Genomic DNA, 20871 nt, shown 5'->3' with positions numbered 1-20871 from the left:
CCCCGCCGGCAATGCGGGCGGGGGGATGCAATCATGGCCCGGCGCTCGCGGTCAGGCCGTGGCGGCGGGCAAGGGCCGTATTATAGAATGCGCACCGGCTGGCTCGCTGGCCGGTTTCCTAATTCCATGCCCCTCACGCCCGTGTCAGATCGCCGATTTGCCTTGATTCCCTGTGCCGGTACCGGCAGCCGCGCTGGCGGCCATGTCGCCAAGCAGTACCAGACGGTCGCTGGCCGTCCGATGATCTGGTACGCGCTGGCGGCGTTTTCCGCGAGCGAGGCCATCAGCGCCACCGCACTAGTGCTCGCCCCGGACGACATGCCGCTGGAATCGCGCTTTGGCGCCGAAATGTTCGCGGGGCTGCGCTTCGACACCGCTTTCGTGGGCGGCGATACGCGCCACGCCTCGGTGCTTGCCGGCCTGCATCACCTTGCGCAGCTGGGCGCGGTGGATACGGACTGGGTGCTCGTTCACGATGCCGCCCGCCCCGGACTGACGCCCGCCATGATCGATTCTCTCGTTCGGGCGGTAGAGACCGACGACGATGCCAACGAAGCTATTGGTGGCATCCTGGCCGTGCCGGTCCCGGACACGCTCAAGCGCGCCGATGCCGGCGCCCGCATTGGCACCACGGTCTCGCGCGAGGGCCTGTGGCAGGCACAGACGCCGCAGATGTTCCGCGTGGGCGTGCTGCGGCAGGCGCTGCAGGATGCGATGGCCGCCGGCGCGGTCGTCACGGACGAAGCCAGCGCGATCGAGCGCCTGGGCCTGCATCCGCGTCTGGTCAACGGATCGCTGCGCAATTTCAAGGTGACCTACCCGGAAGACTTTGCGCTGGCGGACGTGCTGCTCGGCACGGGCGCGAGCCATACGTCGCCCAAACGGTAATCCGACGCCAACCCCAACATACTTCCGCAAGGAGCCGCATTGAATCCATTTGATTTCCGTATTGGCCAGGGCTATGACGTGCACGCCCTGGTGCCGGGCCGCAAGCTGATCCTGGGCGGCGTGGACATTCCCCATGACCGCGGGCTGCTGGGTCATTCCGATGCCGACGCGCTCCTGCACGCCGTGACGGACGCATTGTTCGGTGCAGCGGCGCTGGGCGATATCGGTCGCCATTTTCCGGATACGGACCCCAACTTCGCTGGCGCGGATAGCCGCGTGCTGCTGCGCGAGGCTGCGCGGCGTGTGCGCGAGGCCGGCTATGAACTGGGTAACGTGGATGCGACCGTGATCGCGCAGAAGCCCAAGCTGGCGCCGCATATCGCGGGCATGGTGGCGAACCTCGCGGAAGACCTGGGACTGCCCGTCACGCGTTGCAACGTGAAGGCCAAGACCAACGAGAAGCTTGGGTTCGAAGGGCGCGAGGAGGGCATCGTCGCGCAGGCTGCGGTACTGATCTACCGCAGGAGCGGCGACGCCCAGGACTGAGCGGTCGCCTCAAAAAGCCTGTTCATGCCGGTGGCGGCGCGGGGGCCGGCGCTTCTTCCGGCGTGATCGCGTATGTGTAGTCGATCAGGCGCGCCATGGCGCCGCTGCGCGCGCCGGCCTCGGTGTGTTTCTGAAACCCCATCTGCTGGCAGAGGCGATTGGCCGAATCCATCTCCGGCATCGTGCGCACCACCAGCGTCGCGGCGCCGATGTCGCGGGCGCGCTGGATGCAGATCTGCATCAGCGTGTGGCCCAGGCCCAGTCCGCGCGCCTGCGGGCTCACGGACAGCAGTCGTGCCTCGGGTTGCGTCAGCGTGATGGTGCTGTCATCCAGCGCGGGCAAAGTAGCGCCCGGATGGCAAAACAGCACGGCACCGCTGATGCCGTGGTCGCTCTCGGCCACCCACCATTCCATGTCGGGATTGTCCTTGGCGGCCAGCACGGATTGCATGCCGCGCTGGAACGACGCGCGGCAATCTTCCATGATCCCCAGCTCATACTGACCGTAGGCTTGCTGCGTGACCGTGGCGATGTCGCCCCAGTCGTAAGCCGCCGCCAGACGAAAGCGGAAGCGGGGCGAAGTATGCGAAGGCAAGGTGCTCATGGCGGGGAAAGTCTCCGTGTCCTTTTGTCGATTGTAGGCCGTCCGATGCACAAATGCACCGGTGACATCCGACTGTTTCCGTAGCCGGGTATCGCGCCGTGTTGCGCATCCGCCAATGAAAAGCCGGCAGCACCTTGCGGTGGCTGCCGGCTTGTCTCGTGCACATGGCGTTGTCGGTGACGTCGACAGTGTGGCAACGTCGTGACAACTTGCCGCGCGATGTTTACCGTCGTGTTTATTCCGCGGCAATAACGTTGGCGGCGGCGCCGATGACGGCCGCGATACGGCCCACGTCACGCAACTGCTGCGCGCTCATCCCTTGCTCGTCCTTGAGCAGCTGGTAGTAGTGCGACTTCACGCAGAAATGGCACTTGCCGATGATCGACGCGGCCAGTGCATACATCTCGAAGCGGCGCTTGTCCACACCACCATGGGTGGCGTAGGCGTTCATGCGCAGGCCGGCGGGCTGGCTGGCCAGATCCGGATCCTCGGCCATCTCGACAAACGGATACCAGATGTTGTTCATGCCCATCAGCGCGGCAGCGGTTTGCACGGCGGTGACTTCCTCGGGCGACAGCACGTTCGCGTTGCGAATCACATCGACGATGACCTTGCTCTTGGCGGCAAAGGCGGCGGCCAGCGCCACGGCAACGGCATCGTTGCCTTCCAGCGAGGAGCGCGCGATGGTGCCATCGATGTTCAGGCGAATGTCCTTCGCGAAGTCGGGGATTCGGTTCTTAATCGTGCTGAGGAATTCCATTTATTTCTCCTATCGTCCAGGGCTCAAAAAACCCGCACAGAGCGGGTTTTGACGTGGAGGGACGCCGCCCTCCACGTGCGCCGGTCCGCCCCGGAGGGCGGTTGGCAGGTAAAGCAGATTACAGCGTGGCGCCACCGACCGCGCGGTTGCACGGGCACAGCTCGTCCGTTTGCAGGCCGTCCAGAATACGCAGGACTTCTTCCGGATTACGGCCGACGTTCAGGTTGTTCACCGACACGTGCTGGATCACGTTGTCCGGGTCGACGATGAAGGTGGCACGCAGGGCCACGCCGGCAGCCTGGTCGCGCACGCCCAGCTGGTCCACCAGCGAGCCGGTCACGTCGGCAAATTGCCACTGGTTCAGCTTGTTCAGGTCCTTGTGTTCGCGGCGCCATGCCAGCTTCACGAATTCGTTGTCGGTCGAACCGCCCAGCACGATCGCGTCGCGGTCGGCGAAGTCATTGTTCAGCTTGGCAAAGGCCACGATTTCGGTCGGGCACACGAAAGTGAAGTCCTTCGGGTAGAAGTAAATGATCTTCCACTTGCCTTCGAACGACTTTTCAGTGATGTCTTCGAAAGCCGACTGGCCGTTCTCTTCGTGGTTGTTGAAACCCGGCTTGACGCCAACGACGTGGAAGGCTTCGATCTTGTCACCAACGGTCTTCATAGACTTCTCCTGATACGGTTGAACAGAGTGAGGCGGGCGATACGCGCCGGGTCTCGAAGTGAAGTCTTCGGGACGTGCGATGCGAGTCGCGAAAAAATAGAATTATCCGTCGTCAAAGGGGGCGCGGCCAATTGATATTCTCAAACAGGCCGATAGGGACAGGCACGACGGAAGGAAAGAGCGGCATGTGCCCGAGGGGCGGGCGGGGGAAGCGCGAGTATGCCACGCACGGACGCGCATGGCGAAAGGATGGAAAAGATTCGAGGTGACACGCGCCACCTTGATATTCCTGCGTGCCACCGGTGAGGCACCAGTGTGTCAGGCGTATGAAGGCGGCGTCTTGATGCGCTTCGCCAGCGGCGATGGCGAAGCGCCGCTGGGTTTGTCAGTCGTGCGTCAGGCGGTGCGCAGCTCGGCTTGCATCCGGCTGGAGCGGAAGATGACCAGCGTGGCTACCAGCCCGCACGCGGCGGCAAACATCAGCCACAGGCCCGGTGCTGCCTTGTTGCCGGTCTCATGGATCAGGTACGTGGAGATGGCCGGCGTGAAACCGCCGAACAGCGCCGTGGCCAGGCTGTACGCCAGCGAGAAGCCCGCAGTGCGCACGGCGGCCGGCATCACTTCGGTCAGCGTGACGACCATCGCGCCGTTATAGCTGCCGTACAGGAAGGACAGCCACAATTCCACCATCAGCAGGCGCCCAAACGAGGGCTCGGCTACCAGCCACGACACGGCCGGGTAAGCCGTCACCAGCGTGGCGATGGTGAAGATGATCAGCAGTGGCTTGCGTCCCACGCGGTCGGACACCGCGCCCATCAGCGGCAACCAGATGAAGTTGGACAGGCCCACACACATCGTGACGATCAGGTTGTCGACGTCGTCGAGTTTCAGCACGGTCTTGCCGAACGTCGGCGTGTACGCGGTGATCATGTAGAACGACACCGTCGTCATCACCACCATCAGGCAACCGGCGATGATGATGCCCCAGTTGTCGAGCATCGAGCGATAGATCTCGCCGATCGACGGGCGATGCTTGCGCGTGAGGAATTCCTCGGTCTCTTCAAGCGAACGGCGGATCAGGAACAGGAACGGCACGATCAGGCAACCGATCAGGAATGGCACGCGCCAGCCCCAGCTATCCATCTGCGCCGGTGCCAGCGTGGCGTGCAGGATCACGCCCAGCAAGCCGGCGAAGATCACCGCCACCTGCTGGCTGGCCGATTGCCAGGCCACGTAGAAGCCCTTGTGGCCGGGCTTGGCAATCTCGGACAGGTACACGGACACGCCGCCCAGCTCCACGCCGGCGGAGAAGCCCTGCAGCAGCCGGCCAAACAGCACCAGCAGCGGCGCGGCCACGCCGATCGATGCGTAGCCCGGCACGAGTGCGATCAGCAACGTGCCAAGGGCCATCAGGATCAGCGTGACGATCAGGCCCTTGCGGCGGCCATGATGGTCGATGTACGCGCCGAGCACGATGGCACCCAGCGGGCGCATCAGGAATCCGGCGCCGAACGTGGCCAGCGAAAGCATCAGCGACGCGAATTCATTGCCGCTGGGAAAGAACGTCTTGGCGATGGCGGCGGCATAGAAGCCGTACACCATGAAGTCATACATTTCCAGGAAGTTGCCGCTGACGACGCGGAACACGGTGCGAAACCCGTGCTGAGTATTGGGAGTGCTGGACATGGCTGTCTCTCGGTCACCGCCTTGGGGTCGGCGGCATGTTGTTCGATCGATTCAGCCAGGGCGTAGGGGGTGTTGCGGCAGGCGGCGCCATGGCTGGGGATGCAACGGTATGCATCGGCCTGTCGATGGCGGCAAGTGTGCGCTGTGACGCTGTCAAATCCCTGTCAACAGCCTTTCAAATCCCTATCAAATGCTGTCGAAAACCTGTCAGTGGCGCGGGGATGTGCACCGGAACCAGCTTTCCGGCGAAGACGCTCAGGCGCGGCGAAAGAAGGCGCTGACGACGAGACCGCTCTTGGGAGGCTGGCGGTTGGCCAGCACCAGGCGGCCGCCATTGCGCTGCAGGATGCGATTGACGATGGACATGCCCAGCCCGGCGCCCTTGGCCTCGCTGCGGGCGCTGTCAAGGCGATAGAACGGTCGCGTCAGTAGGGACAATTGCGCGTCGGGCACGCCAGTGCCGCTGTCGGCCACGGTGAGCACTGCTTCCTTGTCCTCCAGCCGCGTGGAGATTTCCACCTCGGCCATGCCGCTTTCCTCGTCCTTGGCATAGCGGCGCGCATTCTCGACCAGGTTGTCGAGGATTCGTTGAATCTCCATGCGGTTGGCCACGGCCATGACGGGGCCGTTGGCACGCACGTGCACGCGCACGTCATCGTGCGCTGCATAGACGCCGACAGCGTCCTGCACGAGCGCGGAGAGGTCCACGGGTTCCACCATTTCCTGGCCCGGGCGCGCGTAGTTGAGGAACTGGCCGATGATGGCGTCCATTTGTTCGATGTCGGCGATCATGGCTTCGCGCGTGGTGTTGTCCACCGGTGACATCTCGGTTTCCAGCCGCAAGCGCGTGAGCGGCGTGCGCAGGTCGTGCGAGATGCCGGCCAGCATCACCACGCGGTCGTCGTCCAGTTGGCGCAGGTCGCGCACCATCTGGTTGAAGCTGTGGTTGGCCTGTGCCACTTCGCTGGCGCCGTGCTCGCGCAGCGGCGGCGCGTCGCCACCGGCGCCAATCAGGCGCGCCGCGTTGGCCAGGCGTTTGAGCGGGTAGTTGACGCGCGCCGTGATGAAGGCCGCGCCGATAATCGACAGCAGCAATGCGGCAATACTCCACCACAGCCACTGGATGCCAGGCACGCGCTCGAACCGCTCTGGACTGATCGCCACCCAGTAGTCGTCGCCCTCGATCTCGAAGCTGACCCAGACGCCGGGAATGTCGTTGACCGTGGTGGCGATGACGGTGTCCTCGCCGAGCCGGCCGCGAATTTCCTGCTGCACGAGTTGCGTCAGGAACGGGTTGGCCGTGGGTGCGGCGAAATCGTCGTCCTTTTCGCGCGGATAAACCTTGATGCCCTCGTTCTGGACGAGGTCGAGCAGCAGGAACCGACGCCGCGCGGGATCGGAGTAGAGCAGGGCCGCGCGGGTGAGCTTGACCACGCTGACCACCTGCATGGCGATCTGCTGGGCACGCGGTGCGCGTTCAAAGAGCCGATAGCTCTGGAACCAGATGCCCAGCGAGATCGCCAGCAACAGGGCGATCAGCATGAAGGTTCGCCAGAACAGCGAACCAAAGAAGCGCGTTGCGGTTCGGCCGAGAGCGGTCGCCACGATACTGACTGCGGACGACCGGGATTACTTCACGCCATCGGGAATGAAGACATAGCCCAGGCCCCAGACCGTCTGGATGAAGCGCGGGTTGCCCGGGTCCGGCTCGATCAGCTTGCGCAGGCGCGAGATCTGAACGTCCAGGCTGCGGTCGAATACTTCGTATTCGCGGCCGCGCGCCATTTCCATGAGCTTTTCGCGCGACAGCGGCTGGCGCGGATGGCGGGCAAACACCTTGAGCACCGAGAATTCCCCGGTGGTCAGCGTGATTTCCTCGTCGTTCTTGGTCAACGTGCGCGTGGCCAGGTTCAGCACGAAATCGCCGAACGCGAAGGTCTCCGGCGTTTCCGACGGAGCGCCCGGGACTTCGGCCGGGCCCTTGCGGCGCAGCACGGCGTGAATGCGCGCGATCAGTTCGCGCGGGTTGAATGGCTTGGGCAGGTAGTCGTCGGCACCCATCTCCAGGCCGACGATGCGGTCCACATCCTCACCCTTGGCGGTGAGCATGATGATCGGCGTCTGGTCGTTGGCGCCGCGCAGCCTGCGGCAGATGGACAGGCCATCTTCGCCGGGCATCATCAGGTCGAGCACCAGCAGGTCAAAGCGCTCGCGCAGCCAGAGCTTGTTCATGGCGGTGGCGTTCTCCGCCACGAGGACCGTGAACCCCTGTTCGCCAAGGTAGCGGCGCAGCAGGTCGCGCAGACGCGGGTCGTCGTCCACGACGAGAATCTTGTGGCTGGTATTTTCCATGGCGGTATCTTAGCGATTATCGCTTTCGCTCAAAATGGCTTAACAAAACGTTACATACTTTACCCCGTGGTATGGCAGCGTGCACCTTTCGTGCATTTACACTCCGCAAACCGTTTCCTGATCGCGCCTTCGCGCACTCGGAAAACTCGGTCACCACGGGCATCCATTCCTCATCACGGCGACGTTGGCACAGCTGCCTGCCGTCGGGCAGAGAGCGGCGGATGTGCCAGCGGGTGGCGGTCAAGGGGACCGCCGGGGGCTACAGTCAAAACCGCCATTATCTAATGAAAGTGAAGCAAAACCGGCACGGGCAAACCCTGCGTCGCGCTATTGGCGCGCGGCTTGCATGGATTGCCGGCCTGGCCATGGTTGTCATCCTGGTGCCAGGGGGCACACGCGCCCAGTCGGCCGGGATGGCACACCTGCTTCACCCCAAATCCCAACAGGGCGAGGACGCCAACGCCAGCGCCGCGGCCGCTCCCCCACGGGAACGCGAACGCGAACAGGCCGATCAGCGCGAGGCCCGCGGACGCGCCGAAAAATACCGCTCGGAACGCGACATGGCCGAACGCGCCGGCCGACAGGGCCCGGCGGGCGGCAAGCCCAAGCTGTCGCCAGACGAGCGTAAGACGCTGCGCAAGAACCTCTACGACCTCGGGCGGGAGATGTACCAGGGCGGCTGACCGCCACGCTGCCCCCTCCCGCGCCCGAGCTGCGGCACTCTGCCGCCCTCGCATCAGTCCTGTGGCCGGAAGTGCCGCAGGAAATCCACAAAGACTTCCGCTGCCTGCTGGGCGTCCTCCACGGTGATGGTTTCCAGCGGATTGTGGCTGATGCCCCCGTTGCCGCACCGGACAAACAGCATCGCCACATCGGTCATCCGCTGCATCATCATTGCGTCGTGCCCGGCGCCGGATGGCAGCTCGAAGGCCTCCAGCCCACGCTTCTTCAATACCGCGGCGAACTGATCCATCAGCCAGCGCGCGCACGGCGCGTTGTTGACCGGGGTCACGCGTTCCACCGTTGCGGTCAGTCCGCGCCTTGCAGCGATCCGCTCGATGCCGCCCAGGATGTCGGCGATCGCGGTTTCGCGAATGCCATCCTCGCCCGCACGAATATCCATCGAAAACTGACATGCCGCCGGAATCACATTGCTCGATCCGTTCGGCACCTGCAACTGGCCTACCGTACCGACCAGCGTCGGCACCTGCGCGCACCGGTCCTCGACCAGCAGGATCATCTCGGCTGCGCCCGCGGCCGCGTCGCGCCGCATGCCCATTGGCGTGGTGCCGGCGTGGCTGGCCAGGCCGTCCACGCGGACCTGGAAGCGGCTGCTGCCGGCAATCTGCGTGACGATGCCGAGCGGTAGCCCGCGATGCAGCAACACCGGTCCCTGTTCGATATGCACTTCGACAAAGCCGGCCAGCGTGGCCGGGTCGATGGCGGCCGCGCGCAGCGCCCCAACATCGCCCGCGCCCGGCAGACCGGATTCGGCCAGCGCCGCGCGCATCGTCACGCCATCGGCGTCCTCGCGGTCCAGCAGGGCGGGATCGAACCGGCCGGCCAGCACGCTGCTGGCCAGGAAACTGGTCTTGAAGCGCAGGCCTTCCTCTTCGGCAAAGCCCACTACCTCAAAGTGATAGGGCAGCCGGATGCCGGCGGCATTGAGCGCGCCCACCACGGCGATCGGCAGCAGGATGCCCAGCCGACCGTCGTACCGACCCCCGTTGCGTACGGTATCGAAGTGCGATCCCGTCATCAGCACTTTCGGATCGGCCACGGCCGGATCGGCGGCATAGCGGCCGATGACGTTGCCGATGGCATCCACGCGCACCGTCATGCCGGCGGCTTCCATCCATTGCACGAGCTGCGCCTGCGCCTGGCGATGCGCCGGCGTCAGGAACGCGCAAGTCAGGCCGCCCTCCATATCGGAAAAACGGGCGAGGGCGTCGGCGCGGTCCAGAATCGACTGGCCGAGCGAGGGCGTGGGGGTGGTCATGGTGTCAGTGCGGGCAATTCAGGGAAAGGTGAATCTCAGCCGTTGCGCAGCCAGGTCTTCCAGGCGATCCAGAGCTTGCGCAGCGGCGTCAGGGCGATCCGTTGGGTCAGCACCTGGAACTGGCTGGCCTGCACTTCGTCCAGCAACGCATGGTAGATCGCGGCCATGACAAGTCCGGCGCGCTGGGCGCGGCGGTCTTGCCGGGGCAGCAACGCCAGGGCTTCACGATACAGCGCGCGCGCCTTGTCCGCCTGATCCTGCATCAGCGCGACGAAGCGGTCCGAATGGCGTGCCTGCAGGATATCGGCGGCCGGTACCTGGAAGCGCTGGAGCGTATCCACGGGAATATAGATCCGGCCGCGGCGCGCGTCTTCGCCGACGTCGCGAACGATATTGATGCGTTGCAGCGACAGGCCGAGCTTGTCCGCGAATGCGAGCGTCTTCGGATCGGTGAAGCCGAAAATCCGTGCCGACAGCATGCCGACAACGCCCGCCACGCAGTGGCAGTAGCGGTTCAGGCCGGCTTCATCGAGATAGCGCGACTGGGCCAGATCCATTTCCATGCCATCAAGCACCTCGGCCATTTCCGACTGCGGCAGGCCGCAGGGCGCCAGGTGTGGCTGCAGCGCCTGCGTCACGGGATGTGTCGGGTTACCGTCATACAGGCGACGCAGTTCGGCGCGCCACCAGTCCAGTCGCTGGTGGGCGACGCCAGCGTCATGGCTGTCGTCGACGATGTCGTCGACCTCGCGGCAGTAGGCATAGAGTGCCGTGATGGCGCGGCGGCGTTCGGGCGGGAGGAACAGGAAGCTGTAGTAGAAGCTGGAGCCGCTCTGGGCGGCCTTGTCCTGGCAATACTGATCGGGCGTCACGCCAGTCTCTGTGTAGTGGGGCGGCGGCGGGGGCGCCAAAGCGGCGAATTGTAACATCGCCCGTCGTCGGCCCGGATCGGGTGCCGCTGAGTCGAGAATTTCGTCTATTCGTCGCCCGGCGTTTGACGCACCCGGGGCCGATCGCTATATTACTGACCGGCCAGTTATTTATTCCACGGCAGGCTCCCCAGAGGGCCACCGCGAGACGCCTTCCTCATTCGCCGCATGGCAGCACGGGTCGCCTGTCGATCGCTTTTTGATCGATTTCCGGTCGCCTCGCTGTCGCGCGCTGGTCGCCCCGCTGTAACAGGCTTCATCCGACGTTCTACCGACTCAAGACGCTTAATTCATGCCAGTGCCTCATCCCAGGCCGGAAGTCGCGGCCGCCGACGTTGATGTATCTCCGATGCCAGCCGGACGCCTCGGCGCCGTTGCAGCCCGCCGTGCGTGGCCGCAAGGGGGGCTGGGGGCGCTGGCGGCGGCTGCCGTCGTCGCAGGCATTCTCGCGCTGGCGGGCTGTGGCAAGAAGGCAGAACCGGTGGAGGACGTGCGCCCGGTCCGGTTGATGCAACTGCACCCGGCGGCCGGCAAGACGTCGTTCGAGTTTTCCGGCGATGTCCGCCCGCGCATCGAATCCCGGCTGGGGTTCCGCGTCGGCGGCAAGATTTCCGCCCGGCTGGTCGATGTGGGCGCCGCCGTGAAGAAGGGCCAGCCCCTGGCCCGGCTGGATCCCACGGACCTGGCGCTGGCCGAAGCCGGCGCGCGTGCCCAGTACGAGGCCGCCAGGACCGATCGCGACCTCGCGGCGTCGGACCTCAAGCGCTACAACGAACTGGCGGCCAAGGGCTTTATCAGCGCCGCCGAGCAGCATCGCCGCCAGGCCACGTTCGACGCCGCGGCGGCGCGCCTGAATCAGGCGCAGGCCAATCTGCGCAATCAATCCAACCAGACCACCTATGCCGTGCTGACGGCCGACGGCGACGGCGTGGTGACGGGAGTGGACGCCGAGGTCGGCCAGGTCGTCACGCCCGGCCAGCCTGTCATCCGCGTGGCGCAGACCGCCGAGAAGGAAGTGGCGATCGGCCTGCCCGAAGACCAGGTGGACATGCTGCGCGGCACCACCGACGTTAGCGTCCGCACCTGGTCCGAGCCGGACCGCGTGCTGCCGGGCCGCGTGCGCGAGATCTCCGCAGCCGCCGACCCGGTCACGCGCACCTATCCCACCCGTGTATCCGTGCAGAATGCACCCGCCGACCTGCGCTTCGGCATGACCGCCGTGGTGACGTTCACCCGATCCGGCGAGGCCGCCGCCATCCGCATTCCGCTGACTGCGTTGCTGCAGGAACGCGGCAACAACCAGGTCTGGATTTACCAGGGCGGGCAGGGCGGCAGTGGCACGGTCAAGCCCGTGACGGTGACGCTGGGCGAGCCGCAGGGCAACGAGGTCGAGGTGCGGCAAGGCCTGACGCCGGGCCAGACCATCGTCACGGCGGGCGTGCACCTGCTCAAGGCAGGCCAGAAGGTCAAGCCGATGCAGGGCGTGACGCCGGCGCAGCCGGCATCCAGCCCGGGCGCCGCGGACGCGAGCGCCTTCGCAAGCCGCCAGGGCTGAGGGCGGCCGGATGGAACATTCCCGCTTCAATTTGTCGCGCTGGGCGCTCGAGCACCAGCCGCTGACCCGTTACCTGCTGGTCGTGCTGCTGGTGGGCGGCCTGCTGGCGTTCTTCCAGCTCGGGCAGGACGAAGATCCGCCGTTTACGTTCCGCGTGATGGTGGTGCAGGCCTTCTGGCCGGGCGCCACCGCGGAACAGATCGCCGCGCAGGTCACGGACAAGATCGAGCGCCAGCTCCAGGAAGTGCCTTACGCCGACAAGATCCGCAGCTTCTCCAAGCCCGGCGAAACCACCGTGATCTTCCAGCTGGCGGACAACTCGCCGGCCAAGGACACCGCGCAGATTTGGTACACGGTGCGCAAGAAGATCGGCGATATCGCGCAGACGTTACCGCAGGGCGTGCGCGGGCCGTTCTTCAACGATGAATTCGGTGACGTCTACGGATCGATCTACGCACTTTCCGCGGATGGCTTTACCTACAAGGAACTGCGCGAGTACGCCGACCTGGTGCGCCAGGAACTGCTGCGGGTGCCGGCGGTGGCCAAGGTCACGCTGCTGGGGCTGCAGGACGAAAAGCTCTACGTCGAGTTCAACCAGACCCGCTTTGCCCAGCTGGGGCTGGATATCAACGCCATCGCCAACCAGATCGCCGAGCAGAACAACCCGACGGGCAGCGGCGTGCTGGTCACCCCCTCCGACAACCTCCAGGTCCGCATCACCGGCCAGCTCGGTGGCGTGGAAGACCTGCAGAACCTGGTGCTGCGCGGCCCCAACGGCATTGCCAACATCCGGCTGGGCGACATCGCCCATGTCTACCGCGGCTACATCGATCCCCCCGCCAGCCGCATGCGCTTCAATGGCAAGGATGTGATCGGGCTGGGCATTTCGATGGAAAAGGGCGGCGACATCATCGCGCTGGGCAAGGAGCTGCGCCGCGTGGTGGACGGCCTGCACAACCAGTTGCCGATCGGCATCGAGATGGACCAGGTCCAGGACCAGCCGCAGGCCGTCAAGCGGTCCGTCGGCGAATTCGTGCATGTGCTGATCGAGGCCGTGGTGATCGTGCTGGGCGTGAGCTTTGTCTCGCTGGGCCTGCATACGCGGCCGCTGCGGCTGGATGTGCGCCCCGGGCTGGTCGTGGCGCTGACCATCCCGCTGGTGCTGGCCGTGACGTTCCTGTTCATGAATATCTTCGGCATCGGGCTGCACAAGATATCGCTCGGCGCGCTGATCGTGGCGCTGGGCCTGCTGGTGGACGATGCGATCATCGCCGTGGAGATGATGGTCCGCAAGCTGGAGGAGGGCTTCTCCAAGATGGAGGCGGCTACCTTTGCCTACACGTCGACGGCCATGCCGATGCTGACCGGCACGCTGATCACCGCGGCGGGCTTCCTGCCCGTGGGACTCGCCAAGTCGACGGTGGGCGAATATACGTTCGCGATCTTCGCCGTGACCGCGCTGGCGCTGGTGCTGTCATGGCTGGCGGCGGTGTATTTCACGCCGTATCTTGGCTACCTGCTGCTGAAGACCCGCGCGAATGACGGCGGCCATCACGAGGTATTCGATACGCCGTTCTACTCGCGCTTCCGCCAGTTGGTGAACTGGTGCGTGACGTGGCGCAAGTCCGTGATCGCGGTGACGCTGGTGACCTTTGCGTTTGGCATCTACGCGTTCAATTTCGTCGAAAAACAGTTTTTCCCCGATTCCAGCCGCCCGGAGCTGATGGTGGAGCTGTGGATGCCCGAGGGCACGAGCTTCGCCCAGATGGAGAAGGAGGCCAAGCGCTTTGAGGTGGCCATGCGCCGCGACAAGGCCGTGGACAGCCTGACCACCTTCGTCGGCGCGGGCGCACCACGCTTCTACCTGCCGCTGGACCAGATCTTCCCGCAGAGCAACGTGGCGCAGGTCATCGTCATGCCGGTGACGGTGGAGGCGCGGGATGCGCTGCGCAAGCGGATCATGCAGGTGCTGGCGGCTGAGTTCCCGCAGATGCGCGGGCGCGTGAAGCTGCTGCCCAACGGGCCGCCGGTGGCGTATCCGGTGCAGTTTCGCGTGATCGGGCCGGACGCCGCCGGCGTGCGCAAGGTGGCCGACCAGGTGCGTGCCGTGATGAGCGCCAACCCCAACACGATCGGCGTGAACGACAACTGGAACGAGAACGTCAAGATGCTGCGCCTGGAGATCGACCAGGACAAGGCGCGTGCGCTGGGCGTGACGACCAACGCCATCGCCCGCGCCACGCAGGCCGTGCTGACGGGGGTGCCGGTGGGGCAATACCGCGATGCGGACAAGCTGATCGACATCGTCATGCGCACGCCCAAGAACGAGCGCGATGCGATGTCCGACCTGACCAACGTGCTGGTGCCGACCAACACGGGCAGGGCGGTGCCGCTCACGCAGGTGGCCCGCGTCACGCTGAAGTCCGAACCGGGCGTGATCTGGCGCGAGAACCGCGACTTCGGCATCACCGTGCAGGCGGACGTGGTGGATGGCATCCAGGGGCCGACCGTTACCGCGCAGATCAATCCGAAGCTGAACGACTTGCGCGCCAACCTGCCGCCGGGCTACCTAATCTCCGTGGCCGGCGCCCAGGAGGAAAGCGGCAAGGCCGGGGCGTCGATTGCCGCGCAGCTGCCGCTGTGCATTTTCCTGATCTTCACGCTGCTGATGCTCCAGCTGCACAGCTTCTCGCGTGCCGTAATGGTGTTCCTGACCGGACCGCTGGGTTTGATCGGCGCGGCGGCCACGCTGCTGCTGTTGCGCGCGCCGATGGGGTTCGTGGCCCAGCTCGGGATCACGGCGCTGCTGGGCATGATCATCCGCAACTCGGTGATCCTGGTGGACCAGATCGAGCAGGACATCAAGGCCGGCGTGGCGCCGTGGCATGCCGTCGTGGAGGCCGCCGTGCGCCGCTTCCGCCCGATCATCCTGACCGCCGCCGCTGCGGTGCTGGCCATGATCCCGCTGTCGCGCTCCGTGTTCTGGGGGCCGATGGCGGCAGCCATCATGGGTGGGCTCGTCATCGCCACCGTGCTGACGCTGCTGTTCCTGCCGGCGCTCTATGCAGCGTGGTTCCGGGTCAAGCCGCCAGAGGAAGATTCGGGGGTGATGGCGGGCTAGCAGTGACGGGTCGATGGGATGGGGAGCCACAGCCCGGACCACCCGGCCCGGGACGAGCTCCGAGATGGCCCTGAGACAATGCAAAGCGCCGGCGACTACCGCCGGCGCTTTTTCCATTCATAGTCCGCTGGCGGGTCGGCCGCCCCCGGCTTGCCGACGGCGTTGGGATTCTCCGAGCACAGGGTGACAAAGCTCACGGGCTCCCCGGCGAATTGCCGCCGCCGCAGCGCTTCGGTGAACTGCAGCGCCTCCTTCAGCGCATCGCCCGGGAACGTCTGGGCATGCGGGGCGAGTCCTTCGCTGGTGGCCTCGGTCCAGTAGATCATATACATACGGGTTGTCCTTCCGCTCGCTTCCCAGGCAGCATCGCGGCCCAGCGCCGTGATGCTTCAGAGATTGCGGAATAGCGTACACCTCCGTCGCAAGACTACCGATGCAGCCCGTTTCAGCCGCCGATCAGCCCCAGCGAGCGCGCCTGCGCCAGCACCACGCGGGCGCGGTCAACGAACGGGCGGTCGACCATCTTGCCGTCGACGAGATATGCGCCGACGCCACTGGCATCGGCCTCGTCGGCCGCCGCGACGATGCGCTGCGCGGCGGCGATCTCCGCTTCGGACGGACGGAACACGTCGTTGGCCAGCGCGATCTGGCTTGGATGGATGCAGCTCTTGCCGAGGAAACCCAGACGGCGCGCAAGGGCAGCCTCGGCGCGGAAGCCGTCCGCATCGCGCACGTCGGCAAATGCGGAGTCGTAGGCGAACACGCCGGCTTCGGCGGCGGCGATGCGCAAGCCGAACATCGCCTGACTGATCGCGGCGATCTCGCGACGATGGATGCCGGCGGGCTCGAACAGATCGGCCAGCCCAAGCTGCAGCCCGGCCACGCGCGGGTCGGCGGCGGCCAGTTCATACGCCAGCCGCAGGCCGCGCGGCGATTCGATATTGAGCAGCAACTTCACCGGCGTGGCCGTGCCAGGCGTGCCGGGGGGGATGCCAGAGTCGAAGCCATTCGCGGCCTCGGCCCGTGCCACGGCCTGCGCGGCTTCGCGGACCTGGTCCACATGCTCCACTTTCGGCACGTTGATCATGTGCAGGCCGGGCCGGACCACGGCGGCGACATCGGCCTGAAAGTGCGGCGTCTCGGGGCCGTTCACCCGCACGATCAGCGTCTTGCCCGACGGCGTGGCGCGTCCCGATGTCAGCAGGTCCTGCAAGGCGGCGCGGGCCTCGGCCTTGCGCGGCTCGGCCACCGCGTCCTCCAGATCGAAGGACAACGCATCCGCCGCGCTGACCAGCGCCTTGTCGAACAATTCCGGGCGCGATCCCGGCACAAACAGCTTGCTGCGCATGGCGTTCCTCACTCCGCGTTGATATGACGAGCCTTGACCAGCGCACCCCAGCGCGCGGCCTCGGTCTGCACGAACTTGCTGAACTGCTGGGGCGAATTGCCCACCGGTTCCAGGCCGAGCTGACGCAGCTTGTCTTGCACCTTGGGATCGGCCACCGCCGCCTGCACTTCCTTTGCCAGGCGCTGGACGATCTCCGGCGACGTGCCGCGCGGGACGAAGATGCCATTCCACTCCAGCACCTCGAAGTCGGGCAGGCCGCTTTCCGCCAGCGTCGGCGTATCCGGCAGCCCGGCATTGCGCTTGAGCGACGTCACCGCCAGCGCGCGCAGCTTGCCGGTGCTGGCGTAGTTGAGCGTCGATGCGACGTTGCCGAAGTAAGCCGACACCTGATTGCCCATCACATCCGTCAGGGCCGGGGCGCCGCCCTTGTACGGCACATGCATCAGGTCGATGCCGGCCTTGGCGTTGAGCATTTCCCCGGCCAGATGGGACCCGCTGCCAGCGCCGGCCGACGCAAACGTCAGCTTGCCCGGGTGCGCCTTCGCATAGCTCAGGAACTCCTTGATGGACTTGTACGGCGCATTGGGCGGCACCACCAGGATATTGGCGGCGGTGGCCACCAGCGAGATCGGGATGAAGTCCTTGAGCGGGTCGAACGACAGCTTGCGAAGGCTCGGATTCACGGCGAACGCGGACGCGTCATACAGCACCGTATAGCCATCGGGCGTGGCCTTCGCCACGGCTTCCTCGCCGATCACGCCGGCCGCTCCGGGGCGGTTGTCGATGACCACCTGCTGACCCAGCGTGGTGCTCAGATGCTGCGCGATCACGCGCGCGGTGTTGTCGGCGCCGCCACCGGCGGAATAGGGCACGATCATCCGTATCGGGCGGTCGGGCCAGGCCGCGGCGGCCAGCAGCGGCATGCAGGCGGCCGCCGCAACCAGCAGTTTCCGGCAGGTCGGTGTCATCGGTTGTCTCCAGTTGGAATGGGTTGTCTGTTGTCTTCTGGTTCAGACGGTGGCAATGGGATTCGCGGGCGAGCCCACCGCGCGCGGCAGGTGCAGCGGCGGTGCGGTCAGCAGGAACGACGAGCGCCCGGCCGCGCGCAGCCATGCGGCCAGTGGTGTGAGATGCCACATCTCGCCGAGCGGGATGCCCAGCTTGACCAGGCAGAGTTCATGCAACGGCAGCAATGGCCCCGTGGTGCCCGGCGGCAGGCTGTGCCGGCGCTCCTCGACGGCGTGGTTGTCGGCGGCGATGGCCGCGATGCCGGCGTCGTCGATCCAGCGCAGCAGCCGCGCATCGGTGCCGTCCAGCACGGCGCAGGCGTTGCGCAGCGGCGTATGGTCGTCGTCGGCCGACAGGGCCAGCGCCATCGCGGCCAGGCCGGTGTGCAGGCACAGGATGTCGCCACGCTGCACGTCCGCGCCACCGGCTTCCAGTACGCGCATCAGGTCGTCATAGCCCACGGCATGGCGCGCGTTGCCGAAGTGATGATGCAGATCCGCCAGCGTGCCGCGCCCCTGGATGCCGCGCGCGGCCATCGGCGCGACGGAGAGTGCATCGGCGCCGATGAAGGTCCCGTCCGCCGCCGCGCCCGACCCGACCGAGAAGCCGTTGTAGCCGACGGTCTCCGGGGTGCCGTCGCCGTTCGCGTCGAACATGCAATTGACGTGCCCCAGCGCGTCCCATTGCGTCGAATATTGCGGAGACAGCGTGACATGGTCGTCGCTGATGACATCGGTGGCGCCAGGTACGTCCCCGCCCATCGGACGATTGAATACGCGCTGGCCGTCTTTTTCCGACGCATGCAGCACGGGCGGGCGGCGGCGCGGGTTCAGCACGCCGGCGCGCGGCACGTCGAGCGGCAGGGAAAGCGAGAACGTCAGCCCTTCGCGGACCTCGCGCACGGCGGCCAGCACCTGTTGCGGGCCGATGAGATTGAGCCGGCCCAACTGGTCGTCGGGGCCGAAGTCGCCCCAGTTGGCGCCGTCCGGACGATGCGTCCAGCGGGGATGTGCGGTCATGGCGGCGATCCTCAGGTCGGGCCGTTGCCGTCGATGACCACGCCAGCGGCCCGCAGCGCCGCGATCCGGTCTTCGTCGTAGCCGGCGGCGCGCAACGCCTCGGCCGAATGCTCGCCCAGCGCCGGCGCCGCGCGGCGGAAGGCGCCGGGCGTGCCGCCGAGCCGCGGCGTGATGTTGTGGACGGGAATCTGGCCCATGTCGGCATCGGGCAGTTCCACCACGATGTCGCGCGCACGGAAGTGCGGGTCGCGTTCGATATCCGACATGTCGTAGATCGGCCCAATGGTCACGCCCGCCTTGTCGAAAAAGGCCACGCAGTCGTCCTGCGTCATCGTGCCCAGGAATTCGCCGATGATGCCGTCGAGCAGCGCGGCATGCTTCACCCGTTCCGCATTGGTCGCGAAGCGCGGGTCGACGATCAGCTCGGCGCGGCCGATCGCGCGGAACAGGCGCTCGGTCATCGCCTGTGTGGACGCCGACAGGCAGACCCACTTGCCGTCCGAGGTCTGGTATGCATTGCGCGGCGCGCTGTTGGTGGACCGGCTGCCCGTGCGCGGCTTGACCTTGCCGGTCAGGCGGAAGTTGGCCGCTTGCGCGCCAAGGATCGCGAACACGGGGTCGAGCAGCGGCAGGTCGATGACCTGGCCCTGGCCGCCGCGCACCTCCACGTTGCGCACGGCGGCAAGCACGCCGACGGCGCCGTAGAGGCCGGCCGTCATGTCGCCGAGGTAGATCGGCGGCAGCACCGGTTCACGATCCTCGAAGCCGTTCATCGACGCAAAGCCCGACATGCCTTCCACCAGCGTCCCGAAGCCCGGACGGTGGGAATAGGGCCCGTCCTGGCCCCAGCCGGACACCCGCACGATCACGAGCTTCGGGTTGCGTGCGAGCAGCGCCTCGGGCGCCAGCCCCATCGCTTCCAGCGTGCCGGGCTTGAAGCTCTCGATAAAGACATCGGAGTGGCCGACGAGGTCCAGCACGACATCGATCGCGCCTGGCGCGCGGAAGTTCAGGCACAGGCTGCGCTTGTTGCGGCAGTACGCCTTCCACGCGGTGGAGACCTCCCTCACCTTCCAGTCGCGCAGCGTGTCGCCGCTGGCGGGTTCCACCTTGAGCACGTCGGCGCCCAGGTCGCCCAGGGCCATCGTCAATGTGTTGCCTGCGACCAGGCGGGAGAGATCGAGGATGCGGATGCCGTCCAGCGGTCCGGTGGCATCGGGGGCAAAGGCTTGCTGCGTGAACATGGGGCGTGACCGGCTGGCAATGAATTAATCGGCGGTGATGTGGCGGGCCTTGGCCACCTGCTTCCAGCGCGCGGTGTCCGCGCGGATATGGTCGGCAAACTGGGCGGCGGTCATCGCGGACGGCTCGGCGCCTTCGCGGGCAAATATCTCGCGCATTTCCGGCGTGGCGATGATGTCGCGGATCTCGGCGTTGATCCTGTCGACCAGCGCCTGCGGCGTGCCGGCGGGCGCAAAGACGCCCCACCACAGTTCGGCCGAGTAGTTCGGCACCGCTTCCGCGACGGTCGGCCATTGCGGCGCGAACTTCGAGCGCGTCGGCGACGTCACGGCGAGCGCGCGTACCTTGCCACCCTTGACCTGACCCGCCACGGACGGAAAGCTCGCGATGACAAATTGCACCTGGCCCGCGATGAGATCGGTCAGCGCGTTGGAAATGCCTTTGTAGGGCACGTGCGTGAACTCGCTGCCGCTGTCGCCGGCCAGCAATTCGCTGGCCATCTGGTTGATCGAGCCGATACCGGCCGAGCCGTAGTTGATCGCGCCGCGATCCTTGCGTGCGGCGGCCACCAGTTGGGCGACGGTCTTGTACGGGGACTTCTCCGCCACGGCCAGCACCATCGGGCCGCTGGCCAGCATTGCCACCGGGGCGAAGCTCTTGACCGGGTCGTAGTTCAGCTTGGGCTGCACCGCGGCGTTGGCGGTCAGCGTGGAGGACGTTACCAGCAACGTCGCACCGTCCGGTGCCGACCGTGCCACAAATTCCGCACCGATGGCGCCACCGGCGCCCGGCTTGTTGTCGACGATCGCGGTGACCTTGAGTCGAGTGGACAGCTTCTCGCTGAGCAGGCGCGCGAATACGTCGTTGCTGCCGCTGGGCGGGAATGGCACGACCATGCGGATCGACTTGGGCACGACCGGTTCCGCGGCTTGCGCGGCGGGCAGGGTGGCGATCGACACGATGGTCATGGCCACGGCGGCCAGGGCTGACATGGCGCCCAGGGTGCGGGCACGCGGCGTGAAGGAAGGCAGCGCAGAAGGGTGCAGCATCACGATGGTTTGTCTCCGAAGGGTCTTGTCGCGGCGCATGGCCGTCTGCATGGCATCGTAGTCGTGGCCGTTGTTGAGATAAAGTGACGTTTTTAAAC

The 20871-nt window shown here is 66.1% G+C and carries 19 protein-coding genes; 5 read left to right on the top strand and 14 right to left on the bottom strand.

Going from position 1 to position 20871, the window contains the following annotated elements:
* Positions 1-87: 87 nt before the first annotated feature.
* Together ispD and ispF are read left to right on the top strand one after the other, a co-directional pair.
* Positions 88-888 carry a 2-C-methyl-D-erythritol 4-phosphate cytidylyltransferase gene (gene ispD, locus AC1DOX_RS03075; RefSeq protein ID WP_441620484.1) on the top strand — a complete coding sequence of 267 codons (801 nt, stop codon included), beginning with the start codon at positions 88-90 and terminating at the stop codon, positions 886-888.
* A gap of 39 nt (positions 889-927) precedes the next feature.
* Positions 928-1434: a 2-C-methyl-D-erythritol 2,4-cyclodiphosphate synthase gene (gene ispF / locus AC1DOX_RS03070; RefSeq protein ID WP_441620486.1), complete on the top strand. Its 507-nt coding sequence runs from the start codon at positions 928-930 to the stop codon at positions 1432-1434.
* A 22-nt stretch (positions 1435-1456) separates the two neighbouring features.
* On the opposite strand, the gene AC1DOX_RS03065 is transcribed toward ispF, so the two are convergent.
* The 6 genes from AC1DOX_RS03065 to ompR form a co-directional block, all read right to left on the bottom strand.
* Positions 1457-2038 (bottom strand): GNAT family N-acetyltransferase, encoded by a 582-nt coding sequence (locus AC1DOX_RS03065; protein WP_441620488.1) that lies wholly within the window; start codon positions 2036-2038, stop codon positions 1457-1459.
* 235 nt (positions 2039-2273) lie between these two features.
* A complete protein-coding gene (locus tag AC1DOX_RS03060) occupies positions 2274-2798 on the bottom strand; it encodes a carboxymuconolactone decarboxylase family protein (RefSeq protein ID WP_441620490.1) in 525 nt (174 codons plus the stop codon).
* Positions 2799-2916: 118 nt separating this feature from the next.
* The gene (locus AC1DOX_RS03055; RefSeq protein WP_092138091.1) at positions 2917-3465 is read right to left on the bottom strand and encodes a peroxiredoxin; all 549 of its coding nucleotides are present in this window, start codon (positions 3463-3465) and stop codon (positions 2917-2919) included.
* Between the two features lie 396 nt (positions 3466-3861).
* A complete protein-coding gene (tcuC, locus tag AC1DOX_RS03050) occupies positions 3862-5151 on the bottom strand; it encodes an MFS transporter (protein WP_441620492.1) in 1290 nt (429 codons plus the stop codon).
* A 255-nt stretch (positions 5152-5406) separates the two neighbouring features.
* Positions 5407-6756, bottom strand: a complete 1350-nt coding sequence (locus AC1DOX_RS03045; RefSeq protein ID WP_092138089.1) for an ATP-binding protein — start codon at positions 6754-6756, stop codon at positions 5407-5409.
* 24 nt (positions 6757-6780) lie between these two features.
* Positions 6781-7503 carry an osmolarity response regulator transcription factor OmpR gene (ompR, locus tag AC1DOX_RS03040; RefSeq protein ID WP_006576352.1) on the bottom strand — a complete coding sequence of 241 codons (723 nt, stop codon included), beginning with the start codon at positions 7501-7503 and terminating at the stop codon, positions 6781-6783.
* 284 nt (positions 7504-7787) lie between these two features.
* On the opposite strand from ompR, the gene AC1DOX_RS03035 reads away from it, so the two are divergent.
* Entirely contained in the window at positions 7788-8186 is a 399-nt protein-coding gene (locus AC1DOX_RS03035; RefSeq protein ID WP_441620494.1) for a hypothetical protein, read from the top strand.
* A gap of 53 nt (positions 8187-8239) precedes the next feature.
* Here AC1DOX_RS03035 and AC1DOX_RS03030 read toward each other — a convergent pair whose 3' ends face one another.
* Together AC1DOX_RS03030 and hpnD are read right to left on the bottom strand one after the other, a co-directional pair.
* Positions 8240-9502 carry a Zn-dependent hydrolase gene (locus AC1DOX_RS03030; RefSeq protein ID WP_441620496.1) on the bottom strand — a complete coding sequence of 421 codons (1263 nt, stop codon included), beginning with the start codon at positions 9500-9502 and terminating at the stop codon, positions 8240-8242.
* Positions 9503-9537: 35 nt separating this feature from the next.
* Positions 9538-10374 (bottom strand): presqualene diphosphate synthase HpnD, encoded by an 837-nt coding sequence (gene hpnD, locus AC1DOX_RS03025; protein ID WP_092138087.1) that lies wholly within the window; start codon positions 10372-10374, stop codon positions 9538-9540.
* Positions 10375-10780: 406 nt separating this feature from the next.
* Between hpnD and AC1DOX_RS03020 the strand changes: the two genes are divergently transcribed.
* The gene (locus AC1DOX_RS03020; protein WP_441620499.1) at positions 10781-11986 is read left to right on the top strand and encodes an efflux RND transporter periplasmic adaptor subunit; all 1206 of its coding nucleotides are present in this window, start codon (positions 10781-10783) and stop codon (positions 11984-11986) included.
* Positions 11987-11996: 10 nt separating this feature from the next.
* Positions 11997-15107 (top strand): efflux RND transporter permease subunit, encoded by a 3111-nt coding sequence (locus AC1DOX_RS03015; RefSeq protein ID WP_441620501.1) that lies wholly within the window; start codon positions 11997-11999, stop codon positions 15105-15107.
* A gap of 95 nt (positions 15108-15202) precedes the next feature.
* On the opposite strand, the gene AC1DOX_RS03010 is transcribed toward AC1DOX_RS03015, so the two are convergent.
* From AC1DOX_RS03010 to AC1DOX_RS02985, 6 genes are all read right to left on the bottom strand, one after another.
* A complete protein-coding gene (locus tag AC1DOX_RS03010; RefSeq protein ID WP_092138084.1) occupies positions 15203-15439 on the bottom strand; it encodes a hypothetical protein in 237 nt (78 codons plus the stop codon).
* Positions 15440-15552: 113 nt separating this feature from the next.
* Positions 15553-16455: an HpcH/HpaI aldolase/citrate lyase family protein gene (locus tag AC1DOX_RS03005; RefSeq protein WP_441620503.1), complete on the bottom strand. Its 903-nt coding sequence runs from the start codon at positions 16453-16455 to the stop codon at positions 15553-15555.
* An 8-nt stretch (positions 16456-16463) separates the two neighbouring features.
* The gene (locus AC1DOX_RS03000; RefSeq protein WP_092138082.1) at positions 16464-17423 is read right to left on the bottom strand and encodes a Bug family tripartite tricarboxylate transporter substrate binding protein; all 960 of its coding nucleotides are present in this window, start codon (positions 17421-17423) and stop codon (positions 16464-16466) included.
* A gap of 42 nt (positions 17424-17465) precedes the next feature.
* Complete coding sequence (locus AC1DOX_RS02995; RefSeq protein ID WP_441620506.1) at positions 17466-18482, bottom strand: cyclase family protein; 1017 nt, start codon at positions 18480-18482, stop codon at positions 17466-17468.
* Positions 18483-18493: 11 nt separating this feature from the next.
* Positions 18494-19726 (bottom strand): CaiB/BaiF CoA transferase family protein, encoded by a 1233-nt coding sequence (locus AC1DOX_RS02990; RefSeq protein WP_441620508.1) that lies wholly within the window; start codon positions 19724-19726, stop codon positions 18494-18496.
* A gap of 24 nt (positions 19727-19750) precedes the next feature.
* Positions 19751-20773: a tripartite tricarboxylate transporter substrate binding protein gene (locus AC1DOX_RS02985; RefSeq protein WP_441620510.1), complete on the bottom strand. Its 1023-nt coding sequence runs from the start codon at positions 20771-20773 to the stop codon at positions 19751-19753.
* Positions 20774-20871 lie beyond the last annotated feature (98 nt).

This window comes from Cupriavidus sp. 01L415 (assembly GCF_056400065.1).
This window is presented reverse-complemented; position numbering and strand designations above follow the sequence as displayed.

What these genes read in the sequence shown, in the direction of transcription:
- AC1DOX_RS03030 (WP_441620496.1), bottom strand. Translation starts at nt 9,502, where the DNA reads ATGACCACCCCCACGCCCTCGCTCGGCCAGTCGATTCTGGACCGCGCC.
- AC1DOX_RS03035 (WP_441620494.1), top strand. Translation starts at nt 7,788, where the DNA reads ATGAAAGTGAAGCAAAACCGGCACGGGCAAACCCTGCGTCGCGCTATT.
- AC1DOX_RS02995 (WP_441620506.1), bottom strand. Translation starts at nt 18,482, where the DNA reads ATGACCGCACATCCCCGCTGGACGCATCGTCCGGACGGCGCCAACTGG.
- AC1DOX_RS02985 (WP_441620510.1), bottom strand. Translation starts at nt 20,773, where the DNA reads ATGCTGCACCCTTCTGCGCTGCCTTCCTTCACGCCGCGTGCCCGCACC.
- AC1DOX_RS03055 (WP_092138091.1), bottom strand. Translation starts at nt 3,465, where the DNA reads ATGAAGACCGTTGGTGACAAGATCGAAGCCTTCCACGTCGTTGGCGTC.
- AC1DOX_RS03060 (WP_441620490.1), bottom strand. Translation starts at nt 2,798, where the DNA reads ATGGAATTCCTCAGCACGATTAAGAACCGAATCCCCGACTTCGCGAAG.
- AC1DOX_RS02990 (WP_441620508.1), bottom strand. Translation starts at nt 19,726, where the DNA reads ATGTTCACGCAGCAAGCCTTTGCCCCCGATGCCACCGGACCGCTGGAC.
- AC1DOX_RS03020 (WP_441620499.1), top strand. Translation starts at nt 10,781, where the DNA reads ATGCCAGCCGGACGCCTCGGCGCCGTTGCAGCCCGCCGTGCGTGGCCG.
- ispD (WP_441620484.1), top strand. Translation starts at nt 88, where the DNA reads ATGCGCACCGGCTGGCTCGCTGGCCGGTTTCCTAATTCCATGCCCCTC.
- AC1DOX_RS03005 (WP_441620503.1), bottom strand. Translation starts at nt 16,455, where the DNA reads ATGCGCAGCAAGCTGTTTGTGCCGGGATCGCGCCCGGAATTGTTCGAC.
- tcuC (WP_441620492.1), bottom strand. Translation starts at nt 5,151, where the DNA reads ATGTCCAGCACTCCCAATACTCAGCACGGGTTTCGCACCGTGTTCCGC.
- AC1DOX_RS03010 (WP_092138084.1), bottom strand. Translation starts at nt 15,439, where the DNA reads ATGTATATGATCTACTGGACCGAGGCCACCAGCGAAGGACTCGCCCCG.
- ompR (WP_006576352.1), bottom strand. Translation starts at nt 7,503, where the DNA reads ATGGAAAATACCAGCCACAAGATTCTCGTCGTGGACGACGACCCGCGT.
- AC1DOX_RS03000 (WP_092138082.1), bottom strand. Translation starts at nt 17,423, where the DNA reads ATGACACCGACCTGCCGGAAACTGCTGGTTGCGGCGGCCGCCTGCATG.
- AC1DOX_RS03015 (WP_441620501.1), top strand. Translation starts at nt 11,997, where the DNA reads ATGGAACATTCCCGCTTCAATTTGTCGCGCTGGGCGCTCGAGCACCAG.
- AC1DOX_RS03065 (WP_441620488.1), bottom strand. Translation starts at nt 2,038, where the DNA reads ATGAGCACCTTGCCTTCGCATACTTCGCCCCGCTTCCGCTTTCGTCTG.